This window comes from Halorubrum sp. Atlit-26R (genome assembly GCF_003666015.1).
In the GTDB taxonomy this organism is placed as follows: domain Archaea; phylum Halobacteriota; class Halobacteria; order Halobacteriales; family Haloferacaceae; genus Halorubrum.
On sequence record NZ_QPLT01000001.1, the window covers coordinates 439,793 to 464,603 of the forward strand.

The 24,811-nt window shown below is 70.4% G+C and carries 28 protein-coding genes; 18 read left to right on the top strand and 10 right to left on the bottom strand.

The window, feature by feature from the left end; translation table 11 throughout:
* Positions 1-94: 94 nt before the first annotated feature.
* On the top strand, positions 95-541 hold the full coding sequence (locus DVK07_RS02085) for a type IV pilin (RefSeq protein WP_121595492.1): 447 nt from the start codon (positions 95-97) through the stop codon (positions 539-541).
* 35 nt (positions 542-576) lie between these two features.
* On the opposite strand, the gene DVK07_RS02090 is transcribed toward DVK07_RS02085, so the two are convergent.
* Positions 577-1,287, bottom strand: coding sequence for a methyltransferase domain-containing protein (locus DVK07_RS02090; RefSeq protein ID WP_121595493.1), 711 nt, complete (start codon positions 1,285-1,287; stop codon positions 577-579).
* A gap of 113 nt (positions 1,288-1,400) precedes the next feature.
* Between DVK07_RS02090 and DVK07_RS02095 the strand changes: the two genes are divergently transcribed.
* Complete coding sequence (locus tag DVK07_RS02095; protein WP_121595494.1) at positions 1,401-2,252, top strand: DUF6663 family protein; 852 nt, start codon at positions 1,401-1,403, stop codon at positions 2,250-2,252.
* Positions 2,253-2,287: 35 nt separating this feature from the next.
* Here DVK07_RS02095 and DVK07_RS02100 read toward each other — a convergent pair whose 3' ends face one another.
* Positions 2,288-3,262 (bottom strand): C-terminal binding protein, encoded by a 975-nt coding sequence (locus tag DVK07_RS02100; RefSeq protein WP_121595495.1) that lies wholly within the window; start codon positions 3,260-3,262, stop codon positions 2,288-2,290.
* Positions 3,263-3,452: 190 nt separating this feature from the next.
* Between DVK07_RS02100 and DVK07_RS02105 the strand changes: the two genes are divergently transcribed.
* Positions 3,453-3,731: a hypothetical protein gene (locus tag DVK07_RS02105; protein WP_121595580.1), complete on the top strand. Its 279-nt coding sequence runs from the start codon at positions 3,453-3,455 to the stop codon at positions 3,729-3,731.
* Between the two features lie 102 nt (positions 3,732-3,833).
* On the opposite strand, the gene DVK07_RS02110 is transcribed toward DVK07_RS02105, so the two are convergent.
* Complete coding sequence (locus tag DVK07_RS02110) at positions 3,834-4,115, bottom strand: helix-turn-helix domain-containing protein (RefSeq protein ID WP_004598013.1); 282 nt, start codon at positions 4,113-4,115, stop codon at positions 3,834-3,836.
* A 284-nt stretch (positions 4,116-4,399) separates the two neighbouring features.
* Between DVK07_RS02110 and DVK07_RS02115 the strand changes: the two genes are divergently transcribed.
* From DVK07_RS02115 to DVK07_RS02130, 4 genes are all read left to right on the top strand, one after another.
* Positions 4,400-4,708: a hypothetical protein gene (locus DVK07_RS02115; RefSeq protein ID WP_008443028.1), complete on the top strand. Its 309-nt coding sequence runs from the start codon at positions 4,400-4,402 to the stop codon at positions 4,706-4,708.
* Position 4,709: 1 nt separating this feature from the next.
* Positions 4,710-6,530, top strand: a complete 1,821-nt coding sequence (locus tag DVK07_RS02120; RefSeq protein ID WP_121595496.1) for a ribosome biogenesis/translation initiation ATPase RLI — start codon at positions 4,710-4,712, stop codon at positions 6,528-6,530.
* A 52-nt stretch (positions 6,531-6,582) separates the two neighbouring features.
* Positions 6,583-7,326 carry a creatininase family protein gene (locus DVK07_RS02125; protein WP_121595497.1) on the top strand — a complete coding sequence of 248 codons (744 nt, stop codon included), beginning with the start codon at positions 6,583-6,585 and terminating at the stop codon, positions 7,324-7,326.
* Positions 7,327-7,416: 90 nt separating this feature from the next.
* Positions 7,417-7,683 carry an HAH_0734 family protein gene (locus tag DVK07_RS02130; RefSeq protein ID WP_121595498.1) on the top strand — a complete coding sequence of 89 codons (267 nt, stop codon included), beginning with the start codon at positions 7,417-7,419 and terminating at the stop codon, positions 7,681-7,683.
* 33 nt (positions 7,684-7,716) lie between these two features.
* On the opposite strand, the gene DVK07_RS02135 is transcribed toward DVK07_RS02130, so the two are convergent.
* The 3 genes from DVK07_RS02135 to DVK07_RS02145 form a co-directional block, all read right to left on the bottom strand.
* Positions 7,717-8,346, bottom strand: a complete 630-nt coding sequence (locus DVK07_RS02135) for an L-threonylcarbamoyladenylate synthase (protein WP_121595499.1) — start codon at positions 8,344-8,346, stop codon at positions 7,717-7,719.
* A gap of 103 nt (positions 8,347-8,449) precedes the next feature.
* Positions 8,450-8,959, bottom strand: a complete 510-nt coding sequence (locus tag DVK07_RS02140; protein WP_121595500.1) for a redoxin domain-containing protein — start codon at positions 8,957-8,959, stop codon at positions 8,450-8,452.
* 1 nt (position 8,960) lies between these two features.
* Positions 8,961-9,221 carry a glutathione S-transferase N-terminal domain-containing protein gene (locus DVK07_RS02145; RefSeq protein ID WP_121595581.1) on the bottom strand — a complete coding sequence of 87 codons (261 nt, stop codon included), beginning with the start codon at positions 9,219-9,221 and terminating at the stop codon, positions 8,961-8,963.
* A 165-nt stretch (positions 9,222-9,386) separates the two neighbouring features.
* Here DVK07_RS02145 and DVK07_RS02150 point away from each other — a divergent pair, with 165 nt between their 5' ends.
* Positions 9,387-10,814, top strand: a complete 1,428-nt coding sequence (locus tag DVK07_RS02150; protein WP_121595501.1) for a hemolysin family protein — start codon at positions 9,387-9,389, stop codon at positions 10,812-10,814.
* Positions 10,815-11,409: 595 nt separating this feature from the next.
* On the opposite strand, the gene DVK07_RS02160 is transcribed toward DVK07_RS02150, so the two are convergent.
* Positions 11,410-12,141, bottom strand: a complete 732-nt coding sequence (locus tag DVK07_RS02160) for a DUF5781 family protein (protein WP_121595503.1) — start codon at positions 12,139-12,141, stop codon at positions 11,410-11,412.
* A gap of 143 nt (positions 12,142-12,284) precedes the next feature.
* On the opposite strand from DVK07_RS02160, the gene DVK07_RS02165 reads away from it, so the two are divergent.
* Positions 12,285-13,316, top strand: coding sequence for a hypothetical protein (locus DVK07_RS02165; protein ID WP_121595504.1), 1,032 nt, complete (start codon positions 12,285-12,287; stop codon positions 13,314-13,316).
* Positions 13,317-13,362: 46 nt separating this feature from the next.
* On the opposite strand, the gene DVK07_RS02170 is transcribed toward DVK07_RS02165, so the two are convergent.
* Entirely contained in the window at positions 13,363-14,082 is a 720-nt protein-coding gene (locus DVK07_RS02170; RefSeq protein ID WP_121595505.1) for a queuosine precursor transporter, read from the bottom strand.
* Positions 14,075-14,317 (bottom strand): type II toxin-antitoxin system ParD family antitoxin, encoded by a 243-nt coding sequence (locus DVK07_RS02175; RefSeq protein ID WP_121595506.1) that lies wholly within the window; start codon positions 14,315-14,317, stop codon positions 14,075-14,077. The genes DVK07_RS02170 and DVK07_RS02175 overlap by 8 nt, the downstream gene beginning before the upstream one ends.
* A gap of 156 nt (positions 14,318-14,473) precedes the next feature.
* Between DVK07_RS02175 and DVK07_RS02180 the strand changes: the two genes are divergently transcribed.
* The 4 genes from DVK07_RS02180 (at position 14,474) to DVK07_RS02195 (ending at position 18,884) form a co-directional block, all read left to right on the top strand.
* Positions 14,474-15,055: a biotin transporter BioY gene (locus DVK07_RS02180; protein ID WP_121595507.1), complete on the top strand. Its 582-nt coding sequence runs from the start codon at positions 14,474-14,476 to the stop codon at positions 15,053-15,055.
* Positions 15,056-15,085: 30 nt separating this feature from the next.
* Positions 15,086-15,883, top strand: a complete 798-nt coding sequence (locus tag DVK07_RS02185) for an energy-coupling factor ABC transporter ATP-binding protein (protein ID WP_121595508.1) — start codon at positions 15,086-15,088, stop codon at positions 15,881-15,883.
* Positions 15,880-16,593, top strand: a complete 714-nt coding sequence (locus DVK07_RS02190; protein WP_121595509.1) for an energy-coupling factor transporter transmembrane protein EcfT — start codon at positions 15,880-15,882, stop codon at positions 16,591-16,593. Before DVK07_RS02185 ends, DVK07_RS02190 begins: the two co-directional genes overlap by 4 nt.
* 110 nt (positions 16,594-16,703) lie before the next feature.
* Positions 16,704-18,884 carry a (Fe-S)-binding protein gene (locus tag DVK07_RS02195; RefSeq protein ID WP_121595510.1) on the top strand — a complete coding sequence of 727 codons (2,181 nt, stop codon included), beginning with the start codon at positions 16,704-16,706 and terminating at the stop codon, positions 18,882-18,884.
* A 33-nt stretch (positions 18,885-18,917) separates the two neighbouring features.
* Here DVK07_RS02195 and DVK07_RS02200 read toward each other — a convergent pair whose 3' ends face one another.
* Positions 18,918-19,214, bottom strand: a complete 297-nt coding sequence (locus DVK07_RS02200) for a hypothetical protein (protein WP_121595511.1) — start codon at positions 19,212-19,214, stop codon at positions 18,918-18,920.
* 215 nt (positions 19,215-19,429) lie between these two features.
* Between DVK07_RS02200 and DVK07_RS02205 the strand changes: the two genes are divergently transcribed.
* The 5 genes from DVK07_RS02205 to phoU are packed head-to-tail and all read left to right on the top strand — an operon-like array spanning position 19,430 to position 24,754.
* Positions 19,430-20,419 (top strand): PstS family phosphate ABC transporter substrate-binding protein, encoded by a 990-nt coding sequence (locus DVK07_RS02205; protein ID WP_121595512.1) that lies wholly within the window; start codon positions 19,430-19,432, stop codon positions 20,417-20,419.
* Positions 20,420-20,476: 57 nt separating this feature from the next.
* Positions 20,477-21,451 carry a phosphate ABC transporter permease subunit PstC gene (pstC, locus tag DVK07_RS02210; RefSeq protein ID WP_121595513.1) on the top strand — a complete coding sequence of 325 codons (975 nt, stop codon included), beginning with the start codon at positions 20,477-20,479 and terminating at the stop codon, positions 21,449-21,451.
* The gene (gene pstA / locus DVK07_RS02215) at positions 21,451-23,217 is read left to right on the top strand and encodes a phosphate ABC transporter permease PstA (RefSeq protein ID WP_121595514.1); all 1,767 of its coding nucleotides are present in this window, start codon (positions 21,451-21,453) and stop codon (positions 23,215-23,217) included. The genes pstC and pstA overlap by 1 nt, the downstream gene beginning before the upstream one ends.
* A gap of 1 nt (position 23,218) precedes the next feature.
* Positions 23,219-24,052: a phosphate ABC transporter ATP-binding protein PstB gene (pstB, locus tag DVK07_RS02220; RefSeq protein ID WP_121595515.1), complete on the top strand. Its 834-nt coding sequence runs from the start codon at positions 23,219-23,221 to the stop codon at positions 24,050-24,052.
* Positions 24,053-24,754 (top strand): phosphate signaling complex protein PhoU, encoded by a 702-nt coding sequence (gene phoU, locus DVK07_RS02225; RefSeq protein ID WP_121595516.1) that lies wholly within the window; start codon positions 24,053-24,055, stop codon positions 24,752-24,754. It abuts the gene before it with no gap.
* The last annotated feature ends 57 nt before the right edge of the window (positions 24,755-24,811 follow it).

Sequence of the window (24,811 nt, forward strand, 5' to 3'; positions counted from 1 at the left end):
GGCCCGACCCGGGGGCGTCGCCTCCCGGGCCGACCCTTTTACCCGAAACCGCCGCAGGGCCGCCGTGCCACCAGTCGTCCGTCGCGCCCGAGGGATGGCGCCCGTCGCGGGCGTGCTGCTCATCGCGATCACGGTCGTGCTGGCCGGCGGCGTCGCGGCCGCCGCGCTCGACGCCCCGAGCGCGACGGTGCCGCCGTCGGCGGCCCTGTCGCTGTCGGCGACCGACGACCGGATCGCGATCGACCACCGCGGCGGCGACCCGATCGACGTCTCCGCGGTGACGGTCCGCGTTAGCGTCGACGGCGAACCGCTCGACGAACAGCCGCCGGTCCCGTTCTTCTCGGCCGCCGGCTTCCACCCCGGACCGACGGGGGCGTTCAACTCCGCCGGCGGCGACACGCTGCGCGTCGGGGAGACGGCGACGTTCCGCGTCGCGGACAGCAACGACCCGACGCTCGAACCGGGCCGGCGGGTCACGGTCGAGATCACGGCCGACGGGCAGCCGGTCGCGACGCTGGAGGCGTTCGTCGAGTCGGGGTGAGAACGCGCGTCTCGGACGGATCGGTGCCGACGCCGCTACTCGGCGTCGGGCGCCGTCGACGGGGACTCCTCGGCGCCCGATCCGGACTCCTCGGTACCCGACGCGGAACTGCCGCCCGCCTCGTCGCCGCCCGGAACGCGGGCGACGGTCGTGATGGCGCGGGGGCTCTGCGGCGTCGCCTGCTGAATGTGGTGTTCGAACTCCTCGTACCCGGCCGCCTCGAACATCCGGTCGGCCTCGTCGGCGTCGTAGAACAGCATTATCGCGTCGGCCACCCGCTGGAGGATCGGGTTGTGGGGGTAGTCGGGACCGACGACGAGCACCTGTCCGCCGGGCTTCGCGACGCGTCGGAGTTCGCGTAACCCCTCGACGGGGTTCGGCCAGTACTCGATGGAGCCGGACGACCAGACGACGTCGAACGCGTCGTCGCGGAACGGGAGCCGCTCGGCGTCGCCGCGGTAGAAGTTCACCCTGTCGTGTTTCCCGAACTTCTCGAACGCCTTCTCCATCTGGTGGACGCTCTGGTCGAGCCCGTGGACGTCGTCGGCGTGTTCGAGCAGTCCCTCGGTGCCGAACCCGGTGCCGCAGCCCACGTCGAGCACCTTCGGGTCGTCGCCGAACTCCAGCCACGAGAGCGCCTCCGCGCGCATCTCCTCGTTCCAGTTGAAGCTGTTAATCCGGTCGTACACCTTCGAGAGGTACTTGTAGAAGAGCCGGGCGTTCGACTTGTCCTCGAGGATCCCCATTTACCGGTTCTTTGGGCCGCCCGCCCCATAACGACACGGATCCGCGGTCGGTTCCGGACCGTTTCTGCGTCCGCTTCCGACCGGCTTTTCCGCCCGCCGCCCCAGCGACGGGTATGGACCCGACGACGAGCGGCCGGTTCCGCGTCCACGACCGCCGCCAGCGGCCGGACATCGACGACGCGCCCGACGCCGACGCGGCAGCCGACTCCCCTCCGGCCGACTCGTCGGCCGCCGCCCCCGACGACACCGAGGAGTTCGTCCTCGTCGAGCTGGCCGACGAGCCGGTGGACCCGACGGACCCGGACGCCGAGGACCGCTTCGACCCCCTCTACGCCACCGCCGAGGGGTACGAGGGCGACCTCGCCGACGCCGTCGACGCGCTCCGCCCCGGTTTCGTCGTCGACGCGACGCTGGCGTGGACCGACGGCGCCGCGCGCTTCCGCGAGGTCGACGTCGTCCGCGAGACGCGGTTCCGCTTCGCCGACGGCGTCGAGGGGATGTTCGAGGCGGCCGTCGAGACGTGGCGACAGATCCGCGCCGAGGGCGAGCCGGTCGGCTCGATCACGACGCGGTCGAACGACGGCGACCCCAACGGCGCGTTATACCTCTTCGCCGACGCGCCCGGCAGCGACACCTTCGAGGAGGTGCGGACGGGGCGGCTCCCGATAGAGCCGCTCGTCGCCCGCGTGAACGAGTCGCGGGACGACGACGACCCGCGGGAGGTGTTCGTGTTGCGCCCCGCGGCCCACGAGTTCGTCGCCGTCTACGTCGTCTTCGACCGCGACGGCGTCCTCGCGCAGACGGTGCGGGACACCTACGACCTCGGGGCCGGCCTCGCCGCGGGGCTCGACGCCGACTACCCGAGCGGCGACGGCGGCGACTCCGTGGTTTCCGACACCTCGAACGACTCGGGGGACGACGACCTCGACGACGGCGACGACTTCGACGCGCTCGACCGTCTGTAGCCCGTCTCGTTGCCCCCTCCGCAACTACCGACCCACTACAGCCAGTCCGCGGCGGGGTCGACCCGACCGTCGGGCGTCTCGCCGTTGAGCACGGCGGCCACGTCGGCGGCGCCGCTCCGGTTCAGGTCGTCTTTCGCCTCCTCGCTGTACCACGCGGCGTGCGGCGTGACGACCGTGTCGTCGCGGCCGACGAGCGGGTCGTCCTCGGGCGGCTCCTCGGCGAGGACGTCGAGGGCGGCGGCCTTGATCTCGTCCGCCGCCAGCGCGTCCAGCAGCGCGTCGGCGTCGACGACCGGGCCGCGGCTCACGTTGACGACGACCGAGTCCTCGCTCAGCCGCGCCAGCGCGTCGGCGTCGACGATCCCCCGCGTCGCGTCCGTCAGCGGCGCGTAGACGCCGACGTGGTCGGCGCGGTCGAACAGCGCCTCGAAATCAACCTTCTCGACGCCGTAGTCGGCCATCTCCTCCGCCTCGACGAACGGGTCGTACGCGACGAGGTCGGCGTCGAACCCGGAGAGCTGTTCGGCCGCCCGCTGCGCGATCGGCCCGAACGAGAGCAGGCCGATCGTCGACGCGCTCACTCGCCGGGTCGGGGCGCCGACCTCCCAGCTCCACCCGCCGTCCTCGACCGCGTCGTCGTACGGCTTCAGCGAGCGCAGACAGCCGAGGAGCAGCGAGACGGAGTGGGTCGCCACCTCCTCGGTGCAGTATTCGGGCACCCGGGTGACGGTGACGCCGCGCTCCGCGGCCGCCGCGACGTCGATGTTGTCCACGCCGACGGCCGAGCGAACGACGACTCGGGGGTCTACGGCGTCGAGCGCCGCCTCGGTGACGGGGGTGTCGATGTCGGTGACGACCGCGTCGGCGCCGGCCGCCGCCTCGATCAGCCGCTCCGTCGACCCCATCTCCGCGACCTCGACCTCGACCGGCTCGTCGACGGCGTCGGCGAGGACCTCGCGGTACGTCTCGGGGTCTATCATCGGGAACGCCGACAGCACGACTCTGGGCATGCGCCGCGGTTCGCCCCCGACCCACTTGACGGCTGTCACTGACGCTGTCAGGCCCTCGTACGTCCGTTTCGATCGTGAGGGTCCGCCGTCGATCGCGCCGGACTGCCCGCACCGCGCGGCGCGTTCCGATGGCTCTTTGCGGTCGCCGGCCGTACGAACACCCGTGAGCGACGACAGTTCGAAGCCGCCGATGTTGGTCCTGTTGGAGTCGCTGTCGTTCTACCGCAACGTCCGCGTCGGCGCGGCGGCCGGCGCGCTGCTCGCGGCGCTTTTGTACCTCGTCAGGACCTTCGAGCTGCTCGGGCCGGTGATCGACACGCGCGACTACCCGCTGTTCGGCCCGGACGTCTGGTTCCTCCTGCTCGCGTTCGTGCTGGCGGCGACGTCGGCGCTGTCGGTGGCGGTCGTCCTCACGATAGCGGCGGCGGTCCGCGGCGCGCGAGAGGGCGGGTCGGAGCGCTCGGAGTAGTCGGGCTCCGCGGAGCGGCAGGCGTGACGGAGACGCGCCGCTCGGGGTCGTCGGCGCGGATGCGTAAAAACGGAGGCCGTGCGGGCGACGGGAAACGGAGCGTCAGTCGGCGGTGCAGGAGGCCTCGCTCTCGTCGGCGGTGAACTCCTGAGCCGGTTCCGTGAGCTTGTAGAGGTTCTGTCTGGCGTCCGCGAAGTAGACGTCCTCGTCGACGACGCCGATCCCCTCGAGCCGTTCGAGCGCGTATCGGACGGTGCGGGCCGACAGCATCGACTCTTGGACGATCCCCTTCTGGGTCAGCGGTCCGTTGTACTCGAGCACCTTGAAGACGAGTTTGGCGCTCGGTGGGAGGTCGTCGAGCCCCTCCGTTTGAGTTCCTTCCATCGTTACGATTCGAAACCGCACACGCTCATAAATGTTGATGGAGCATGGCCGTCTGAGCGCCGTTTACCAGTAAAAACGGCCGCATTTCGCGCCATAACCCAGCAAAAAACACCGGTAACCGGCCGCTGGACTGACCAGTCAGTCAGCGATTTAGCTCGCGCGCGCCTCGGCCGTGCCGTCGCGCGGCGGGCCGACGAGCGGAGCGAACCCGCGGTCGCCCCGTCGCGGTCGCGGGGGACGGCCGGAACGAACGGCTTTTCACGGGCGCTCGCGGATCCGAAGGCATGAGCGACGACTCGGGCCTGTCCGACCACGCGCGCGGCGTGGTCGTCACGACCATCTGCTGTCTCGCCGGCATCGCCGCCGGCGTCGTCTCGGCGGTCTACGTCGGCACCGACCCGGCGTCCGCCGCGAGCACCACCGCGGTCTTCGTGCTCGGCGCGTTCGTCATCGCCCAGTACCCGATATTCAAGGCAGTCGGCGTCGGCGACCTCGGGATCAAGGACAACCTCTACGTGGCGTTTCTCACGTTCACCCTCTGGTTCATCAGCTACACCGTCCTGCTGACCTCGGCCGTCGACCTGGGGGTCTGAGATGGCCGACGACAGCATCGCGGTCGTGGACCTCGATCGGTGTCAGCCCGACCGCTGCAACTACGAGTGTATGAAGGACTGCCCGCCCAACCGGACGGGCAAGGAGTGCATCACGGAGCGCGGGCCCGACGCCGAGGAGGGCGACCCCGACCAGATCCACATCTCCGAGGAGATCTGCCTGGGCGAGAGCTGCGGTATCTGCGTCCAGTCGTGCCCGTTCGACGCCATCGAGATCATCAACCTCCCCTCCGAGCTCGACGACGACCCGGTCCACCGCTACGGCGACAACGCCTTCTCGCTGTACGGCCTCCCGACGCCGGAGCCGGGCAGCGTCACGGGCATCCTCGGACCGAACGGGATCGGGAAGTCGACCGCCGTCCACGCGCTCGCCGGCGAGATGGTCCCGAACCTCGGCGACCACGCCGCCGACGGCGACTGGGAGCGCGTCCTCGACCGCTTCCGCGGCACCGGGCTCCAGAACTACCTCGAGTCGCTGAAGGCGGGCGACGTGACCGTCGCGCGCAAGCCGCAGTACGTCGACCAGATCCCCAACCAGTTCGACGGCAACACCCGCGAGCTGTTGGAGCGGACCGACGAGCGCGGCGCGCTCGACGACCTCGTCGACCGGCTCAACATCCGGCCGGTGATGGACCAGGACATCGACTCCATCTCCGGCGGCGAGCTCCAGCGCGTCGCCATCGCGGCGTGTCTCGCCCGCGACGCCGACTTCTACTTCCTCGACGAGATCACGCCGTACCTCGACATCGGCCAGCGGATGATCGTCGCGCGGCTCATCCGCGAGCTGGCGGACGACGACGCCGCTGACCGCTCGATGCTCGTCGTCGAGCACGACCTCGCGATCCTCGACCTGCTCGCCGACACCCTCCACGTCGCGTACGGGGAGCCGGGCGCGTACGGGGTCATCACCGACCCGAAATCGGTCCGGAAGGGGATCAACGAGTACCTGAAGGGGTACCTCGACAACGAGAACATGCGGATCCGCCCGTCGGCGATCACCTTCGAGGAGCACGCGCCGCGGGTCGCCTCCCGGAGCGAGACGCTGATCGAGTACCCCGACCTGCGGAAGTCGTACGGCGACGGGGAGTTCGAGCTCCGCGTCGAGGGCGGCGAGATCAACCGCTCCGAGGTGCTCGGCGTCGTCGGCCCGAACGGGATCGGGAAGTCCACGCTCGCGCAGCTGTTCACGGGCGATCTCGAGCCCGACGAGGGCGAGCTCGACTTCGCGCTCGACATCTCCTACAAGCCGCAGTACATCGACATCGACCAGCACATGCGGGTCGACGCGTTCCTCTCCTCGATCACCGACGAGTTCGGCTCCTCGTACTGGAACACCGAGATCGCGCAGCCCCTCCAGTTAGAGCGGATCATGGAGCAGAACCTCTCGGACCTCTCCGGCGGGGAGCGCCAGCGCGTCGCCATCGCGGCCTGCCTCTCCGACGACGCCGACCTCTACCTGCTCGACGAGCCCTCCGCGCACCTCGACGTCGAGCAGCGCGTGCGGGCGACGACCGCGATCCGCCGGTACGCCGAGAACCACGACGCGACCGTGATGGTGATCGACCACGACATCTACATGATCGACCTCCTCGCGGACCGCCTGATGGTGTTCGACGGGGAGCCGGCCGAGCGGGGGCGCGCGGCGCCGCCACAGGACATGCGCGACGGGATGAACGAGTTCCTCGCGGACCTCGAGATCACCTTCCGGCGCGACGAGCGCACCGGGCGCCCCCGGATCAACAAGCCGGGGTCGCAGCTCGACAGCCAGCAGAAGCGCGACGGCGAGTACTACTACTCCGGCTGAGGCGGTCGCCGCGACCCCGAACTTTTCCTCGCCCGACGCCGCATCCGACGGTATGCCAGAGACGGACGCCGACCTGTTCGGCATGACGTGGGAAGAGGCGGGGGACGCGATCGACGAGGCCGACTTCGCGGTCCTCCCGGCCGGCAGCATCGAGCAGCACGGCCCGCACCTCCCGGTGTCAACCGACACGCTCCGCGCGGACCACCTCACCGCCGAGCTCGTCGACGCGGCCGACGAGTTCGACCTCGATATGCTGCGGCTCCCGCTCCTCCCGTACGGCCAGTCGGAACACCACATGCGGTTCCCCGGCACGATCACCCTCTCGACGGAGACGTACGTCGACGTGGTCCGTGAGATCGGCGAGTCGGTCGCCGAACACGGCGTCGACCGCCTGCTGCTCCTGAACTGCCACGGCGGGAACCGCGAGCCGCTGTCGATCGCCGCTGACCGGCTCGGCCGCGACACCGACCTCACGGTCCATTTCGTTCACTGGACCGACTTCGCGGAGGAGGACTTAGCGGAGGCGTACGGCGAGGGGTGGGGCCACGCCGGCGACCACGAGACGAGCTTCGTGGAGCTGTACCGCCCGGACCTCGTCCGGACGGAGAAGAAGGAGCCGCAGGAGGCCGACGAGATGCCCCGAACGCGGAGCTACGAGTACTTCGACGAGGTGACCGAACTGGGCGGGCTCGGCGACCCGACGAACAGCGACCCGGACGCGCTCGAACCGATCGTCGCCGCGACGACCCGCGAGATCCTCGGCGCGCTCGTCGAGGACCTCGATCGGGGGTGGTGAGGGCGACGGCCCCGCGTTCTACGCGGCCGTCGCCGCGATCCGATCCGCGGTATCGAAGCGATTAAGCCCGGAACACGCGAACCCCGGCACATGTACCACCTCATCATCCGCGGCGACCCTGACATCCGGAAGGACGCGGTGATCGAGCACGACGGCGAGGAGCTGGTCTGTTTCGGCATCAACGTTCAGGGCGGCTGGCACGGCCCGGACGAGCCGCAGCTCTGGTGTACCGTCGGCACCGAAGACGAGCGCGAGGCGTACGACAAACGCGAGTACGTCCCCCACTGGCTCGACGTCGAGACGGTCGACGCCGAGGACCTGACCGTGGTCAAAGCGAAGGGCGAACTCTCCGTCTGACCCGCGCGAACGAACGCTTTTCGCCGGCTCTCCTCACTCCTCTACCGGCGGGTCCGCCAGCCACGCCTCGATGGCGCCGGCCATCGCCCCGCGCCGGTGGATCGTCCCCGCCTCGGGGTCGACGACCGTGCTCTCCGTGCCGGGGGTCTCCCCGCCGTCGATCACGGCGGCGACTCCCTCGCGGATCCGGTCGTCGAGGTCGGCGGGGTCCGTGACGCTGCCCGCTCCGGAGACGTTAGCGCTCGTCGCGGTGAGCGGTCCGGTCTCGTCCAGCAGCGCCCGCGCGAGGTCGTGGTCCGGCACGCGGATCCCGACGCGGTCGCGCCCGGCGGTGAGCGCGTCGGGCACCCGGTCGTCGCGCTCGACGACGACGGTCACCGGGCCCGGGAGGAACGCCCGCGCGAAGGCGACGGCTAACTCCGTCGGCCGGGTGTAGCGGAGCGCGTCGTCGACGCTCGCGACGCCGAGCGAGAGCGGGTTCGACCGGTCGCGGCCCTTCAGCTCGAAGACGCGCTCGACGGCGTCGGGGTCGAGCGCGTCGGCGCCCAGCCCGTACACCGTCTCGGTCGGGTAGACGACGAGGTCGCCGCGGTCGACGGCGGCGGCCGCCGCGCGCAGCGCCTCGGATCGGTCCGGTCGGTCGTCGCTCGTGTCGGCGGTCACGCGCGTCCGTTCGGCGGCGAGTTGAAAAAGCGTGACGAGTGTGTGCGGTCCGCGCGTCGGTCGGCGAACCCGCGGTCGCGTCGGTCGGCGGGCTCGACTCCGGTCAGTCGACGAGGTCGGCGACCGCGTCGCCGATCGCCTCGGCGTCGGGGAACTCGGGGTGCTCGCTCGCGACCCACGCGTACTCCACGGTGCGGTCGGAATCGAGGAGGAAGACGGCGGGGCGGCTCTCCGTGATCCCCGTCATGCCGTCGATATCGTGTGCGAGGCCGTACTCCTCGACGACGCCCGCGCCCGGGTCGGAGAAGATCCGGACGCCGTCGCCGCGCTCGGCGAGCAGGCGCTTGTGGGCGTACGGCGTCGAGACCGAGAGGCCGAGGACGTCGAGGTCGTCGCTCCACCCGTGGTCGTCGACCGTGTTGTAGAGGTACGTCCCCTGGAAGGTGCCGTCCATGGGGTGAAAGAGGAGGAGCGTCGGGCCGTCGACGACGTCGTCGAGCGCGCGGTCCTCCCAGTACTCGCCGTTCACGAGCGGGCGGGTGAAGTCGGGCGCCGTGTCGCCCTCGGCGACGTGGTCGGTCTCCGGCAGTGAGACGACGTCGAAGTCGACCATCTCAGGCACCTCCCTCGCCGTACGTTCCCTTCAGGTACTCGACGATGTTGGCGCTCTCGGACATGGTGACGCCGGTCTCGCGGTCGACGATCGCCGGGACGCTCCGGGCGCCGGAGACGCGCTTGACGACGTTTCGCTCGGAGTGCATCGGCTCGACGTACCGGGAGCGATACTCCACGTCGAGCTCGTTCAGGGTCCGGACGACGCGCTCGCAGAACGGACACGCCTGGAGCCGGTACAGGGTGATCTGTGGCTCGCTCATGTCCCGCGGTTCGCCCGCGAGACGGGTAACCGTGTCGGCGGCGGCACGCGCGTCGACGAGGGCTCCCGTCGGCGGCGGCACGCGCGTCGGCGGCACCCCGCCGCCCCGCCGCGGGGCTCAGCGAAGGGAACCCTTTAATCGTGGGCCGACGGATGACAAACGAATATGGGCTTGTGGTCGAGTACGCTGACGGCCGGTCTCCTCCAGATACAGATGCCCGGCGACACCGTCGTCGCCGCGCTCGGCGCGCTCACGATCCTCGTGTTGATCGCGCTGTCGGCGTTCTTCTCCTCGTCGGAGATCGCGATGTTCTCCCTCCCGCAGCACCGCATCGACAGCCTCGTCGAGGACGGGGTGCCAGGCTCGGAGACGGTGAAGGCGCTGAAGACCGACCCGCACCGCCTCCTCATCACGATCCTCGTCGGCAACAACATCGTCAACATCGCGATGTCGTCGATCTCCACCGGGCTGCTCGTCTACCTCGGCCTCGGCCAGGGGCAGGCCGTGACCATCGCCACCTTCGGGATCACGGCGCTCGTCCTGCTGTTCGGCGAGAGCGCGCCGAAGTCCTACGCCGTCGAGAACACCGAGTCGTGGGCGTTACGCATCGCCCGCCCGCTGAAGCTCTCCGAGTACGTCCTCCTCCCGCTCGTGATCCTGTTCGACTACCTGACCCGGGTGGTCAACAAGATCACCGGGGGCCGCTCGGCGATCGAGTCGTCGTACGTCACCCGCGACGAGATCCAGGACATCATCGAGACGGGCGAACGCGAGGGCGTCATCGACGAGGAGGAGCGGGAGATGCTCGACCGCATCTTCCGATTCAACAACACCATCGCCAAGGAGGTGATGACGCCGCGGCTCGACGTCACGGCGGTCGCGAAGGAGGACACCGTCGAGGAGGCGATCGAGACGTGTATCCAGGCCGACCACGAGCGCGTCCCCGTCTACGAGGGGAACCTCGACAACATCGTCGGCGTCGTCACGGTACGCGACTTAGTCCGCGAGCTGCGCTACTCCGAGGGGACGCCCTCCCTCGAACGCGTCGTCAAGCCCACGCTCCACGTCCCCGAGTCGAAGAACGCCGACGAGCTGCTCGCGGAGATGCAGGAGAACCGCCTCCAGATGGTGACGGTGATCGACGAGTTCGGCACCACGGAGGGGATCATCACGCTGGAGGACGTGGCCGAGGAGATCGTCGGCGAGATCCTCGAAGGCGACGAGTCCGCGCCCGTCGAGTTCGTCGACGACGACGTCGCGGTGGTTCAGGGCCAGGTCAACATCGACGAGGTGAACGAGATCCTCGGGATCGAACTGCCCGAGGGCGAGGAGTTCGAGACGCTCGCGGGCTTCGTGTTCAACCGCGCGGGACGGCTCGTCGAGGAGGGCGAGGAGATCGAGTTCGACGGCGTCCGCATTCGGATCGAGCGCGTCGATAACACCCGTATCATGTCCGCTCGCGTGACCGTCCTCGACGGCGGCGCCGAGGCGGAGGACGCGAGCGCGCCGGTCGAAGCGGCCGATTCGACGGACGAGGGCGGGACGGCGGAGGCGGACGGCGACGGCGAACCCGCGCAGAACGACGCGGAATAGGACGCGGAGTACGACGTTTCGGGGCTCGGAGCGGTTGTGTATAAACGGCAGACGGCGTTTTAGCGGCGAATACGGCCCAAGCCACAGCCGTTTATTTATAAACAATCGACAGCGGGAGGATGGAGAGCGCCGCCGAAGTTCCAGCTGCTCGCTTATAAATAACCGACCGTAGATCGGCGGCGAACACCGCCAAAGCCCCAGCCGCGAGGCGGGCGCAGGCGACGTAAGCACCGCACCGAAGGAGCGAGCAGCGCGAGCGACTGAGCGAGGCGCGCAGCGAGCGTGCGCCCGCCTCGCGGCTGCCCCTTTTGAGTCCCACCCCGTACCGCTCCGCGCACGGCACCTCACGCCTCCCCAGCCTCGTCGGCCGGCCTTCGCTTCGCTCCGGCCGGCCGACTCCCTCGCACGCGCTCCTCGCGGCCGTTTAAAAACGGCCGCTCGGAGGCGCGCAGGGAGGCGCGACGCGCCTCTTGCAGCCGGCGGCAGAGCCGCCGGCGACGCCACCGCTGTTTTATTTATAAGTAATCGCCGAGATCGGTCTCGTCTGGAAAAAGGCGTCATCCGCAACTTGACCGTCGTGTGCCGCGTTTCGTTTTTAAACCGCGTAGGCGCGGGCGGCGGCGACGAGCGCCTTCCGGTAGTCGCTCTCGGAGGGGTCGTGGCCGAGGTCGAGGAACCTGTTCTTGAACGCGTCGACGTCGACGGCTTCGGTGTCGCTGCCGGCCGCGCGCGCGAGGTCGTAGATGCGGTGGTCGGGGCGGGCGATGTCGTGCCGCTCGACGAGGGCGAGCGCGAACGCCGCGTTGACGGCCGTGATCTCGGGGTCGGCGCCCGCCGTCACCGGCGGCGAGCCGGTGCGCGACACGTCGGGGCGGTCGGCGACGGCGGCCGCCAGCGTCGATTCGAGGAACCCAAGGAGCTTGTCCGCGGGCGCCACCGAGAGCGTGATGTCGTCGGCGTAGATGTCCTTCATGTGGTTCGCGATCTGGTAACAGTGCGCGAGCTTCCGGCGCTCGACCTTCTCGCCGGAGAGACCGAGGTACAACGCCTCCTCCGTCGACTGGAGGTGCGAGGGATGGCCCTCCTCGTAGCGCGCCATGTGCGCGAGCTCGTGGATCGCCAGCTCGCGCGCCATCGCGCTCGTGGCGGCCCGCCGGGAGACGTTCAGGACGTGGTGGTCGTCGTAGTGGCCGGCCCAGGTCCGCTCGTCCGGGTCCTCGCGGACCACGACGCGGACCGGCGCCTCCACGGAGCGCTCGGTCTCGAAGAGGTCCGCGGCGCCGAGAAACGGGTCGGGGGGAACGTCCCCCTGAACGCGAAGATCCATGCGTACAGTTCGCACGGGCGGCGGCGGTAAGTCTCTTGCGCTCGTGGAACCCGGGTCGCCGCGACGGGGGTTCGGCCCGCCGAGGGCTCGGCGCTCCGGCGCCCCGGCGTACGCTTTTGGCCCTCCCCGCCGAACGCCGACCCATGCGCATCTACGCGGCCTACGACGACGGGCTCCGGGTCGTCGACCCCGCGACCGGCGCGGTCGAGACGCGCCTCTCCGGCCAGCGCGTGGAGTGCCTCTCCGTCGCGCGCGGCGAGGCGGACGCCGACGCGGACGGTACGGACGGTGCCGGAGACTCCGCTCCGCGCGTCCTCGCGGGGACGTCGGACGCGGGCCTGTTCCGCTCCGTCGACGGCGGGAGCCGGTTCGCCCGCGCGGCCGCCGCGACGCTCGGCCCCGAGGGGTCCGGCCCCGACGCGGTGACCGCGGTCGCGACGAGCCCGCACGACCCCGACGTCGTCTGGATCGGCACGGAGCCCTCGCGGGCGTACCGCTCCGCGGACGGCGGCGAGACGGCCGAGCGCGTCGGCGGGCTGACCGACCTCCCCTCCGCCGAGGAGTGGTCGTTCCCGCCGCGGCCCGACACCCACCACGTCCGGTGGATCGAGCCCTGCCCCGCCGACCCGGAGCGGTGGCTCCTCGGCATCGAGGCGGGCGCGCTCGCCGTGACCGCTGACGGCGGCGAGACGTGGACCGACCGCCCGCCGGGGTCGCGCCGCGACACGCACGCGATGGCAACCCACCCGGACGCGCCCGACCGCGTCTACGCCGCCGCCGGCGACGGCTTCGCCGAGAGCGGCGACCGCGGCGACTCGTGGCGCGTCCGCGACGCCGGCCTCGACCACGGCTACGTCTGGGGGCTCGCGGTCGACCCCGGCGACCCCGACACCGCCCTGGTCAGCGCGGCCGAGAGCGCGACGGCCGCACACCGCCGCGGCGAGGCGTACCTGTACCGCTACCGCCGCAACGAAGGATTTGATCGGCTCGACGAGCGCGGGTTCCCGACCGGGGAGGGCACCTATCGGGCCGTGTTGGCCGCCGGCCGCGCCGCCGGGGAGGTCTGGGCGCTCTCGAACCGCGGGCTCTTCGTCACCCGCGACGCGGGCGACTCCTTCGAGCAGGTCCCGGTCGACCTCCCCGACCGAGCGGCGCGGGCGCTGGCGGTCGGCTGAGATCTGCGGAAAGCGGAGCGAAGCGGGCCGGACGCGGGCGCGCCGGTCAGTTCCGGACCGCGCCGACGATCAGGTAGACGACCGGCGTGTCGAGGAGGGCGATCGCGAGCTTCAGCAGGTACTGGCCCAGCCCCAGCGCGAGCAGCGCCGGCGGTTCGAACGCGACGCCGACGCCGAACAGGGTCGGCGCGGCGTAGAAGGCGACGCCGACGAAGATGACGGTGTCTATCGCCTGACTCGTGGCGGTCGAGCCGATGTTGCGGAGCCACAGCAGCCCCTCGCCCGTGCGGTCCCGGATCGCGTGGAAGACGAACACGTCCCAGTTCTGGCTGACGACGTACGCCAGCAGGCTGCCCGCGACGATGTTCGCCGCCGGCCCGAGCGCGGTCTGGAAGGCGGCCGACACCTCGGGGTCGACTCCGGGCGCCGCGAGCGTCGACCACACGAGCGCTAACACGAGGAAGTTCGCGAGGAACGCGACGTTGACGACGACCTGCGTGGCCCGCCGGCCGTACAGCTCGGCGTAGCAGTCGGAGGCGAGGAAGGTGAGCGCGTACGCGAGCGCGGCGCCCGGCAGCAGGATCTCCGGGCCGACCACCGGCAGCGCGAACGGGAGCGGCAGCGCGAGCACCTTCGCGGCGGTGAGCTGCGCGGTCGCGAGCGCGACCGTGAACAGCGTGACGAGCGCGACCGCCGCGACCGCGGACCGGTCCAGCGGGTCGGTCCGGAAGGGGCCGTCCCGACCGCCAGCTGTCCGGCTACTCATCGGTCTCCTCCGCCGGCCCGCCCGTCTCCGTGCCCGCGGCCGATCCGGCGGCGGTCGACGGCGCGTCCTCGTCGAGGCGGTCGTGTCGGGCGTCGATCTCGTCGAGCAGGTCGAGGTTCTTCCGGATCGACGCGCGCACCGCGTCGCTGCGGTTCACGAACTTCCCGTCGTCGCCGACGTGCTCGTCGAGGTCCGCGAGCAGCTCCGCCGGGATCTCGACGCTTATCTTGGGCATACTCGCGTCGTGGACGCCGGCCGGGCATGAACGTTATTATCCGAGGATTATCGAGGGAGTCCACGGATGCTCGGGACGGCCGCGTGTCGGCTCGGTCCCGGCTCCTCCGAACTCGTAAACCGCTACGTTGAAGTGAGTTTACGAATCCGTTCGGGTATGGCAACGAACACGGAGTCCGTCGACCTCGTCGGCGACGAGGCGGCGACGAACCTCGCGCGCGCCGCGCTGTTCGCGGCGCTCGTCGGGGCGTTCGCGTACGTCACGTTCCCGAACCCGGTCTCGCCCGTGGACGTGACCCTTCAAGTGTTGGGCGTCTTCCTCGCGGGGATCTTCCTCGGTCCGGTGTGGGGCGGCGCGTCGCTGGTCCTCTACCTCGCGGCCGGGGCGCTCGGCGCGCCCGTCTTCGAGGGCGGGTCGGCCGGGTTCGGCCAGCTCGTCGGCCAGACGGCCGGTTACCTCTGGTCGTACCCGGTCGCCGCGGCGGTCGTCGGCGCGGTCGTCCACCGCGGCGCGACGCTCCGCGACCTCGATTCCGTCGGCCTCCCGACGCTCGTCGGCGCGATGGTCCTCGGCACCGTCGTCATCTACGGGTTCGGCGTGGCCGGCCTCATGCTGGTGCTGTCGCTCGGGCCGATCGAGGCGATCGCTGCCGGCGCCGCCGCGTTCCTCCCGGCCGAGGCCCTGAAGATCGCCGCCGCCGTCGGCGTCGTGCGGTCCGACGCGATCGCCGCGGCGTGAGGCGCTCGTGAGCGCACGCGAGGCGGAACCGTGATCGAACTCGACGGCGTCACCTGCCGGTACGGCCGGGGCGGGGGCGAGGGAGGTAACGGGGCGGACGGCGACAGCGACTCCGACGACGCTGACGGCTCCGCCGCCACCGTCGCGGTCGACGACGCCTCCCTCTCGGTCCCCGACGGCGAGTTCCTCGTCGTCGCGGGCGCGAACGGGTCGGGCAAGACGACGCTCGTCCGGACGTTCAACGGACTCGTCGAGCCGGACGCCGGAACGGTCTCGGTGAACGGAACGCCGGTCGACGAGGACCTCGTCGCCGCGCGCTCGGCGGTCGGGATGGTGTTCCAGGACCCGCGAGACCAGTTAGTCGCCGCCACCGTCGGCGCGGACGTCGCGTTCGGGCCGGAGAACCTCGGACTCGCGCACGACGAGATCGAGCGGCGCGTCGACGAGGCGCTCGCGGCCGTGAACATGGCGGGCCGGGGGCGCGACCGGATCGACTCCCTCTCCGGGGGCGAGCGCGAGCGCGTCGCGATCGCGGGCGCGCTCGCGATGGAACCCGACCACCTCGTGTTGGACGAGCCGTTCACCGGCCTCGACGAGCCCGCCCGGCGGTCGGTCGTGGCGCGGCTTCGGGCGCTTCACCGCGAGGGGACGAGCGTCGTCGTCGTCACCCACGACCTCCGCGACGTCGCCGCGCTCGCCGACCGGATCGTCGGGCTGGCGGACGGGCGAGTCGCGGTCGACGCCCCGCCCGAAGGTGCGGTCTCGGCGCTCCCCGGGCTGGACGTACGGGTGCCGGAGGGACGCGGACTCGACGAGCCGACCGGATGACGCTGTCCTTCGCCCCCGGCGACTCGCTCGCCCACCGGCTCGACCCGCGGTCGAAGCTGCTCGTTCAGGTCGCGTTCGCCGCGGTCGCGTACGCGTACACCACGCCGCGGGGGCTCGTCGTCCTCACGCTCGTCGCCGTCGGCTGCCTGCTCGCCGCCGACGGGGGGCCGCGGGACCTGTGGAGCTACCGCGTCGCGTTTCCCGTCCTGCTCTTCGCCCCCCTCGTCGCGGGCGCGACGCTCGGCGCGCCGTGGTTTCGGGTCGAGCGCGCCGCGACGACGGGACTCGCCAGTTACCGCGTCCTCCTGCTGCTCGTCGTCGCTGCCGCGTACGTGCGCTCGACGCCGGTCCGCGAGTCGCGCGCGGCGCTCCAGCGGACGGTTCCGGGCCGCCCGGGCGTCTTCCTCGGCGTCGGCGTCGCGCTCGTCTTTCGGTTCCTCCCCCTGCTGAAGCGGGACCTCGTCGCGACGCGCGAGGCGGTCCGGACCCGGCTCGGCGCTGAACGCTCCCGCCGCGAGCGGATGCGGCTCGTCGCGGTCGGCGGGCTCTCGCGGGCGCTCTCCCGGGCCGACCGGCTCGGGACGGCCCTCGTCGCCCGCTGTTTCGCGTGGAACCCGACGCTCCCGCGCTTAGCGTTCCGCCGCGTCGACGCGCCGGCGCTGGCGCTCGCGGCGGCCATGTTCGCGGCCGCGGTCCTTCGGGTCGCGTGAGGCGGCCGCGTGTCGGCGGAGCGCGGCCCGATCCGGGAACCGCGTGAACGCCGAGCGACGAACTCCGCGTTGTGGCAAGTTTTAACCCGACCGTATCCGGCTGATCGATCATGACTCCCCTGCAGGCTGCCACCCGAGAGACCTTCTGGACGATCGGTCCGGTGGGGAAGGCGGCGTTCTACTGGCTCGCCGCCGTCGCGGTCCTCGTCTTCCTGTACGGCGTCTACGCCCGGTTCGCGGCGTACGCGCGCGGGAGCGCGGACCCGCGAGACAGACTGTCGAACCTCCCCGGACGAGTCGCCGACGCCACGAAGACCGTCCTCGCGAACGAGAACCAGTTCGACGGGGACCTGTACACCGGCGTGATGCACACGTTCGTGCTGTGGGGGTTCCTCGTCCTCCTCGTCGCGACGACCATCCTCGGGATCGACATCGACCTCTACCGCCCGCTCACGGGCGAGTCCTTCTGGGTCGGCGACTTCTACCTCGCCTACCAGTTCGCCGTCGACGCGTTCGGCCTGCTGTTCGTGGTCGGCGTCGGCATGGCCGGCTACCGGCGCTACCGGACCCGCGAGGGTCGGCTGTGGGGGAAACACACCTCGCTGGAGGACGACGCGTTCGTCTGGACCCTCTTCCTGCTCGGTGTCGGCGGGTTCGTCGTCGAGGGCGTGAGCATGGTCGGCCAGCCGCAGCGTGCGACCGAGACCGTGAGCTTCGTCGGGATGGCGCTCGCGACCGGGTTCGAGGCGGCCGGACTCACGGCCGCGGGCGCGGAGGCGACGTACGGCGTCCTCTGGTGGAGCCACTCGCTGCTGGCGTTCGCGTTCGTCGCGTGGATCCCGTACGCGAAGCCGTTCCACATGATCTCCTCGTTCGCGAACGTCGTCGCCCGCGACGAGCAGGCGGGCGCGCGGCTCCCGAACGTCCCCGCGGACCTCGATCACTCCAACGCGGAGTCGCTGGAGGACTTCACGTGGAAGGAGCTGATGGACGGCGACGCCTGCACGAAGTGCGGCCGCTGTACCGACGCCTGCCCCGCCGACACGGTCGGCCGTAACCTCGACCCGCGGAACGTCATCCTCGACCTGAAGGCGTACCGGGAATCGGTGAGCGACGACCCGGTGGCCGGGTCGGGCGGCGGAGCGGTCGCCACCGACGGCGGCGTCGCGAGCGCGGATGGAGGCACCGTCCCGATCGTCGCCGACGAGGGCGGCGTCATCGACGCCGAGTCGATGGAGTCGTGTATGTCCTGTATGGCGTGTATGGACGCCTGCCCGGTCGACATCGAACACCTCACCTCCTTCACGAAGATGAACCGCCAGCTCGTCGACGAGGGGGCCGTCGACTCGAACCTCCAGGACGTGTTCCAAGACGTGATGCAGAAGGGGAACACCTTCGGGGAGTCGCAGTCGGCGCGGGGCGACTGGGCGGACGACCTCGACGACGCCGTCGAGGTCCCGGACGCCCGCGAGACCGAGGTGGAGTACCTCTGGTACGTCGGCGACTACCCGAGCTTCGACGACCGGAACAAGAAGGTCGCTCGCGCGCTCGCCCGCCTCTTCGACGAGGCGGACGTGTCGTTCGGAATCTTATTCGACGACGAGAAGACCGACGGCAACGACATCCGCCGGATCGGCGAGGAGTTCCTCTACCTCGAACTGGCGGGCCACCACGTCGAGACGTTCGCGGACTGCGAGTTCGAGAACATCGTCTGTACCGACCCGCACTCGTACAACACCATCAAAAACGAGTACCCCGAGGTCGACTTCGCCGAGTTCGCGGACGACCCGATGATGCCGTTCGACCGCGAGGACCCGTGGAACCCGGACGGCGAGGTCGACGTGTTCCACTGGACGCAGGTCGTCGAGGAACTGGTCGAGGACGGCCGGCTCGACCTCGCCGGCGACGAGCTCGACTACACCGTCACCTACCACGACCCCTGTCACCTCGGCCGGTACAACGACGAGTACGAGGCGCCCCGCGAGCTGATCCGCGCGACCGGCGCCGACCTCCACGAGATGCCGCGCTCGCGCGACGACTCCTTCTGCTGTGGCGGGGGCGGCGGCGGCCTCTGGACCGAGCACGACGAGGAGGTGAAGCCGAGCGAGGAGCGCCTCCGCGAGGCGGTCGAGGACACCGACGCGGGGTCGGAGATCGAGAAGTTCGTCGTCGCCTGCCCGATGTGTACGACGATGTTCGAGGACGGCCGGAAGACGGGGAACTTCGAGGAGGACGTCGAGATCGTCGACGTCGCGGAGCTGCTGATCGAGGCGGTGGAGGCGGGCTCGTAGCGGTCGGGCGTTCTTTTCCCGCGGTCGTCGACGCTACGCGCGCCGCGACCGCGCGTCCGTCGCGTCGTCGGTGCGGCGCAACAGCGCGCGACCGGGGGCTCGGTCGCGGACCGGCGCGTCGCCGAGGTAGTCGACGAGGGCGTCCCGGAGCAGCGCGATGTCCTCGTCGTCGAGCGCCGCGCCCCGCTCTATCGACTCGATCGGACGGCGGTACGCGACGTCCTCGTCGGTCGCGCGCCGCGCGGCGTCGAGCAGCGCGGCGTGAGCCACCCACGCCTCCTCCCGGGAGGTGGTCGGCGCCGGCGGCCCGTCGGTGGTGGGAGGGGTCATTCGTCCGGGTTCTCCCGGTACGGGTACTTAAAACCACGTCTCGGTTCGGGACCGCGGACGGGCCGGAGGCCCCGCGCTCGACCCGACGGCGGCGGTCCGCCGAACGCGCGCAGCTATATAGCGTATATAGTAGAACATAGTCGTACGGGGCCGTACGCGTCACCCCGTACCCCTCATAGCATACTACTTAACCGGAACTCGCCCACCAACAGGTGATGGCTTCCAGCCACGACGCGGACACAGCGGGAATCACGCGGCGGAAATCGCTCGCGGCGATCGCGGGTGCCGGGGCGCTCGGGCTCGCGGGCTGTACGCAGTCCGGCGGCTCCGACGGCGGTAGCTCGCTGTCGGGCCCGATCAATATCGCGGGGTCGAGCACCGTGTTCCCGCTGATGAGCGCGGTCATGGAGGACTTCGCCGAGGAGTACCCGGAGATCGACCCCGACATCAGTTCGACGGGGTCCGGCGGCGGGTTCTCGAACTTCTTCTGTACGGGCGACACCGACTTCAACAACGCGAGCCGCCCGATTCAGCCCGAGGAGGAGGAGCTGTGCGCGGAGAACGGCGTCGAGTACGTCGAGCTGATCGCGGCGACCGACGCGCTCACCGTCGTCGTCAACCCCGACGCCGACTGGATCGACTCGCTCACGACCGACGAGCTCGCGCAGATCTGGCGGGCCGACCCCGTCCAGACGTGGGACGAGGTCCGCGACGAGTTCCCGAACGAGGAGATAAACCGCTTCGGCGCCGCCGACACCTCCGGCACCTACGACTACTTCATCGAGGCGATCCTCGGCGAGGAGGGCCACACCAGCGACTACCAGGCGACCGAGCAGGACAACAGCATCGCCAACGGCGTCGCCGGCGACGAGTACGCGATCGGCTACTTCGGCTTCGCGTACTACTTCCAGAACCCCGACCAGCTGAAGGCGCTCGGCATCGACGACGGCGACGGCCCCGTCGAGCCGAGCCTCGAAACGGCCTCGTCGGGCGAGTACACCCCCCTCTCCCGGCCCCTGTTCACGTACCCGTCGATCGAGTCGCTGGGCGAGGAGCACATCGCCGAGTTCGCCCGCTACTTCGTCGAGCAGACGACCAACGAGGACCTCGTCGCGGGCGACGTCGGCTACGTCCCCGCCACCGAGGAGACGCAGGAAGAGCAGATGGGGAAGCTCGAGGACGCGATCGAGCAGGCGCAGGAGTAGTTCGCCCGCGATGAACCGGTGTATTGATTTACGACAGCGTTCGATACCCGACCGTTCGTGACTGACAGCACAGAGAGTCCCGACCTGACCCGGCGGGGCGGGCTCACACGACTGAAGGAGGGAACCTACGGCGGCCTGTTCGCGGCCTGTGCGGCGATCACCCTGTTGACGACGGCCGCGATCTTCGTCACGCTCCTGTCGGACGCGGTGGTGTTCTTCCGGTCGATTCCGATAGCCGAGTTCCTCACCGGCACTAACTGGAGCCCGAACCCGGCCGGCGGCGGGCAGGCGTTCGGCATCATCCCGCTGCTGATCGGCACCCTCACGGTGACGATCACCGCGGCGTTCATCTCGATCCCGATCGGGACGCTCACCGCCATCTACCTCAGCGAGTACGCGACCCCGAACGCCCGGTCGATCCTGAAACCCCTACTGGAGATCCTCGCCGGGATCCCGACGGTCGTGTACGGGTACTTCGCCTTAGTGTACGTCACGCCGGCGCTGAAGGCGACGCTGTTCCCGGAGATGAGCACGTTCAACGCGCTCGCGGCGTCGATCATGGTCGGGATCATGACGATCCCGATGGTGTCGTCGATCTCCGAGGACGCGATGAGCGCGGTGCCCGACGAACTGCGGCAGGCCGGCTACGGGCTCGGCGCGACCAAGTTCGAGGTGTCGACCGGCATCGTCGTCCCGGCGTCGATCTCCGGGATCGCCTCCTCGTACATCCTCGCCGTCTCCCGCGCCATCGGCGAGACGATGATCGTCGTCGTCGCGATGGGGGCGCAGGCGCGGATGCCGGAGGTCCAGCAGGCGCTGTTCGGGATCCCGTTCGTTAACCCCGCCGACGTCCTCCTCCAGTCCGGGATGACGATCACCGTCGCGATGGTCCAGATCACCGGCGGCGACCTCACCGGCGGCACGCTGCCGTACAACTCGATGTTCGCGCTCGGCCTCGCGCTGTTCGTGGTAACCCTCGTTATGAACGTGATAAGCGACATCATCGCGCAACGCTACCGGGAGGAGTACTGATGGCGACCGAAAATCCGAACGCGGACGGGTTCGGCGAGGTCAGCCGGGTGCGGGGGATCCTCTTCGAGTACCTCTCGTTCGGCGCGAGCGTGTTCGGCCTCGTCGCGCTCGGCGTGCTGCTCGTGTACGTCGCCATCGACGCCTTCGACCTGGCGAACGCCAGCCCCGAGTGGCTGTTGACGTACTTCCTCACGCTCGTCGTCCCGTTCCTCGCCTTCTGCCTGTACAGCGCGAACGACCGCGACGTCACTCGGCGAGCGCTCGTCGCGCTCGGCGGCGGGCTCGTCGCCGTCGCCGTGCTGTTTTCCGCGATTGAGGCCCTTCTCGTCCCGATCCCGCGGCTCAACTGGCAGCTCGCGTACCTCTTCGTCGTCGCCGCCCCCGTCACGGCGTACCTCGCCTACGTCGGGAGCCGCGGTCGGCTCGGCGCGGTCGGCTTCGGACTTCTCGGCCGGCTCGTCGGCGGGGTCGCCGTCGGTCTCGCGGTCGGCACGCTGTTCTTGGTGCTCGACGCGCTGCTGTGGTTCCTCGCGTACACGATCGGCGTCCTCCCGGCAGTCGGGCTGTACGCGCTCGGCCGGGTTCGCTCGTCGCCGCGGGCGCGGACCGCGGCGGCGCCGGTCGGCCTCGTCGGACTGACCGCCGCGGTGTTCCTCCGCGACGTGGTCGCGACGTACCCGTCGGACCTCATCATCTACCTCTGGACGATCGCGATCCCTGTTGCGGCCGCCGGGGCGTTCCTCGTCGCCGGCCGCAGGGGGCGCACCGCCGGCGCCGTCGTCGGCGGCGTCCCGCTCGCCGCGGCGACCGCGGGGGGCTTCTTGGCCGCGGGCGCCGGGCTGCCGGCTCCGACCGTGCTCCTCGCGATCGTCCTGACCGGCGTGCCGACGGCCGTGTACGTCTCCCGCGTCGTCGACGGCGGCGAGGGGCTCGCCGGGCTCGGGCTCCCGCTGCTCCTCGCCGCGGGCGCGATCGCCGGGGCGCTGATCGTCGAGGCGTTGGGCGTCCCGGCGCCGAACCCGTGGCTCGACGCGTCGTTCCTCACACAGGCGCCCTCTCGGACGCCGGAGCAGGCCGGCCTCTATCCGGCCATCGTCGGCTCCGTCATCATCATCGCGATGGTCGCGGTGCTGTCGTTCGCCCTCGGCGTCGGGACCTCCGTCTTCTTGGAGGAGTACACCCCGGAGAGCGGGGCGCTCGGGACGCTGACCCGGATCCTCCAGGTCAACATCGCGAACCTCGCGGCGGTCCCGTCGGTCGTCTACGGGCTCCTCGGCTTGGGGCTGTTCGCGAACCTCCTCGGGCTCGGGATCGGGACGGCGGTGACCGCGGCGCTGACGCTGTCGCTGCTCATCCTCCCGATCACGATCATCTCCGCCCAGGAGGCGATCCGGTCGGTCCCGGACGATCTCCGGCGCGGCTCCGACGCCATGGGCGCGACGCGCTGGCAGACGACGAAGAACGTCGTGCTGCCCGAGGCGATGCCGGGGATCCTCACCGGGACGATCCTCGCGCTCGGCCGGGCGATCGGCGAGACGGCGCCGCTGATCATGATCGGCGCGGCGACGACCGTGTTCAGGGCGCCGGACAGCCTGTTCAGCCGGTTCAGCGCCATGCCGATGCAGATCTACACGTGGGCCGGCTTCCCGCAGGCCGACTTCCGGTACGGCGTCGTCGCCGCAGGCGTTATCACGCTGCTTATCATTCTCGTCGGCATGAACGGCACGGCCATTCTGCTGCGGAACCGCGCGGAACGGGGGAGCTAACATGAGTAACAGCACAACGGACGACTCGCTCATCACGACGGAGGTACAGACGGACTCGAACGACGGCCGCGCGGCGCCCGCCGCCGGCACCGCCGTGGCGGCCCGCGACCTCGACGTCTTCTACGGCGACGAGCAGGCGATCGACGACGTGACGATGGAGATTCCCGAGAAGCGCGTCACCGCGCTCATCGGCCCCTCGGGCTGCGGGAAGTCGACGTTCCTCCGGTGTATCAACCGGATGAACGACATGATCGAGATCTGCCGCGTCGAGGGCGACGTGGAGTTCGGCGGCAAGAACGTGTACGACGACGACGTCGACCCCGTCGCCTTGCGCCGCAAGATCGGGATGGTGTTCCAGAAGCCGAACCCGTTCCCGAAGTCGATCCGCGACAACGTCGCGTACGGCCTGAAGATCCAGGACTTCGACGGCGACGTCGACGCGCGCGTCGAGGAGTCGCTGAAGGGCGCCGCGCTGTGGGACGAGGTGAAAGACCAGCTCGACTCCTCGGGGCTCGAACTGTCCGGGGGCCAACAGCAGCGCCTCTGTATCGCCCGCGCCATCGCGCCGGACCCGGAGGTCATCCTGATGGACGAGCCGACCTCGGCGCTCGACCCCGTCGCGGCCTCGAAGATCGAAGACCTCATCGACGACCTCGCGGAGGAGTACACCGTCATCATCGTCACGCACAACATGCAGCAGGCGGCCCGCATCTCCGACCGGACCGCCGTCTTCCTCACGGGCGGCGAGTTAGTCGAGTACGACGACACCGCGAAGATCTTCGAGGACCCCGAGGAACAGCGCGTCGAGGACTACATCACGGGGAAGTTCGGATAGATGCCCCGCGAGAACTACCGGGTGCGCCTCGACGAGCTCCGCGAGGGCGTGGTCGCGATGGGCGAGACCGTCTGCGCCCGGCTCGACGACGCGATCGAGGCCGCGGTGACCGGCGACGACGAGCTCGCACAGTCGGTGATCGAGACCGACCACGAGGTCAACGAGACGTACCTCGCCCTCGAGGACGAGTGTACCGAGCTGTTGGCGCTCCAGCAGCCGGTGGCCGGCGACCTCCGGCTCGTCACCGCCTCGTTCAAGATCATCACCGACCTCGAACGCGTCGCGGACCTCGCGACGAACGTCGCGGCGTACGGCGGTCCCGAGGGCGGCGTCCACGACGCCGTCGACGTGCGCGACCTCGGGGACGGCGCCCGGGAGATGGTCGCCGACGCGGTCGCCGCCTACGCGGCGCGCGACCCGGACGCCTGCCGCGAGATCGCCGCCAGCGACGACGCGTTCGACGAGCGCTGTCGCGAGGCGAGCGAGGCGGTCGTCCGCGAGCTCTTAGAGGCCGACCGCGCCCGCGACGCGGCGCGCGACGGCCCGGCGACGACGGGCGGCGAGGCGCTCGAAGCCTCCCTCGACGAGGTGTCGCAGGCGCTGCTCGCGGTGCGCGACCTCGAACGGGTCGCGGACCACGCGGTCAACGTCGCGGCGCGGACGCTGTACATGATCGAGAACGACGACGAGCTGATCTACTGAGCGCGGCTCGGCCTGCCGCGGGCGACCGGCTTCCGTCTCGGCGTCTCCGGAACCCAT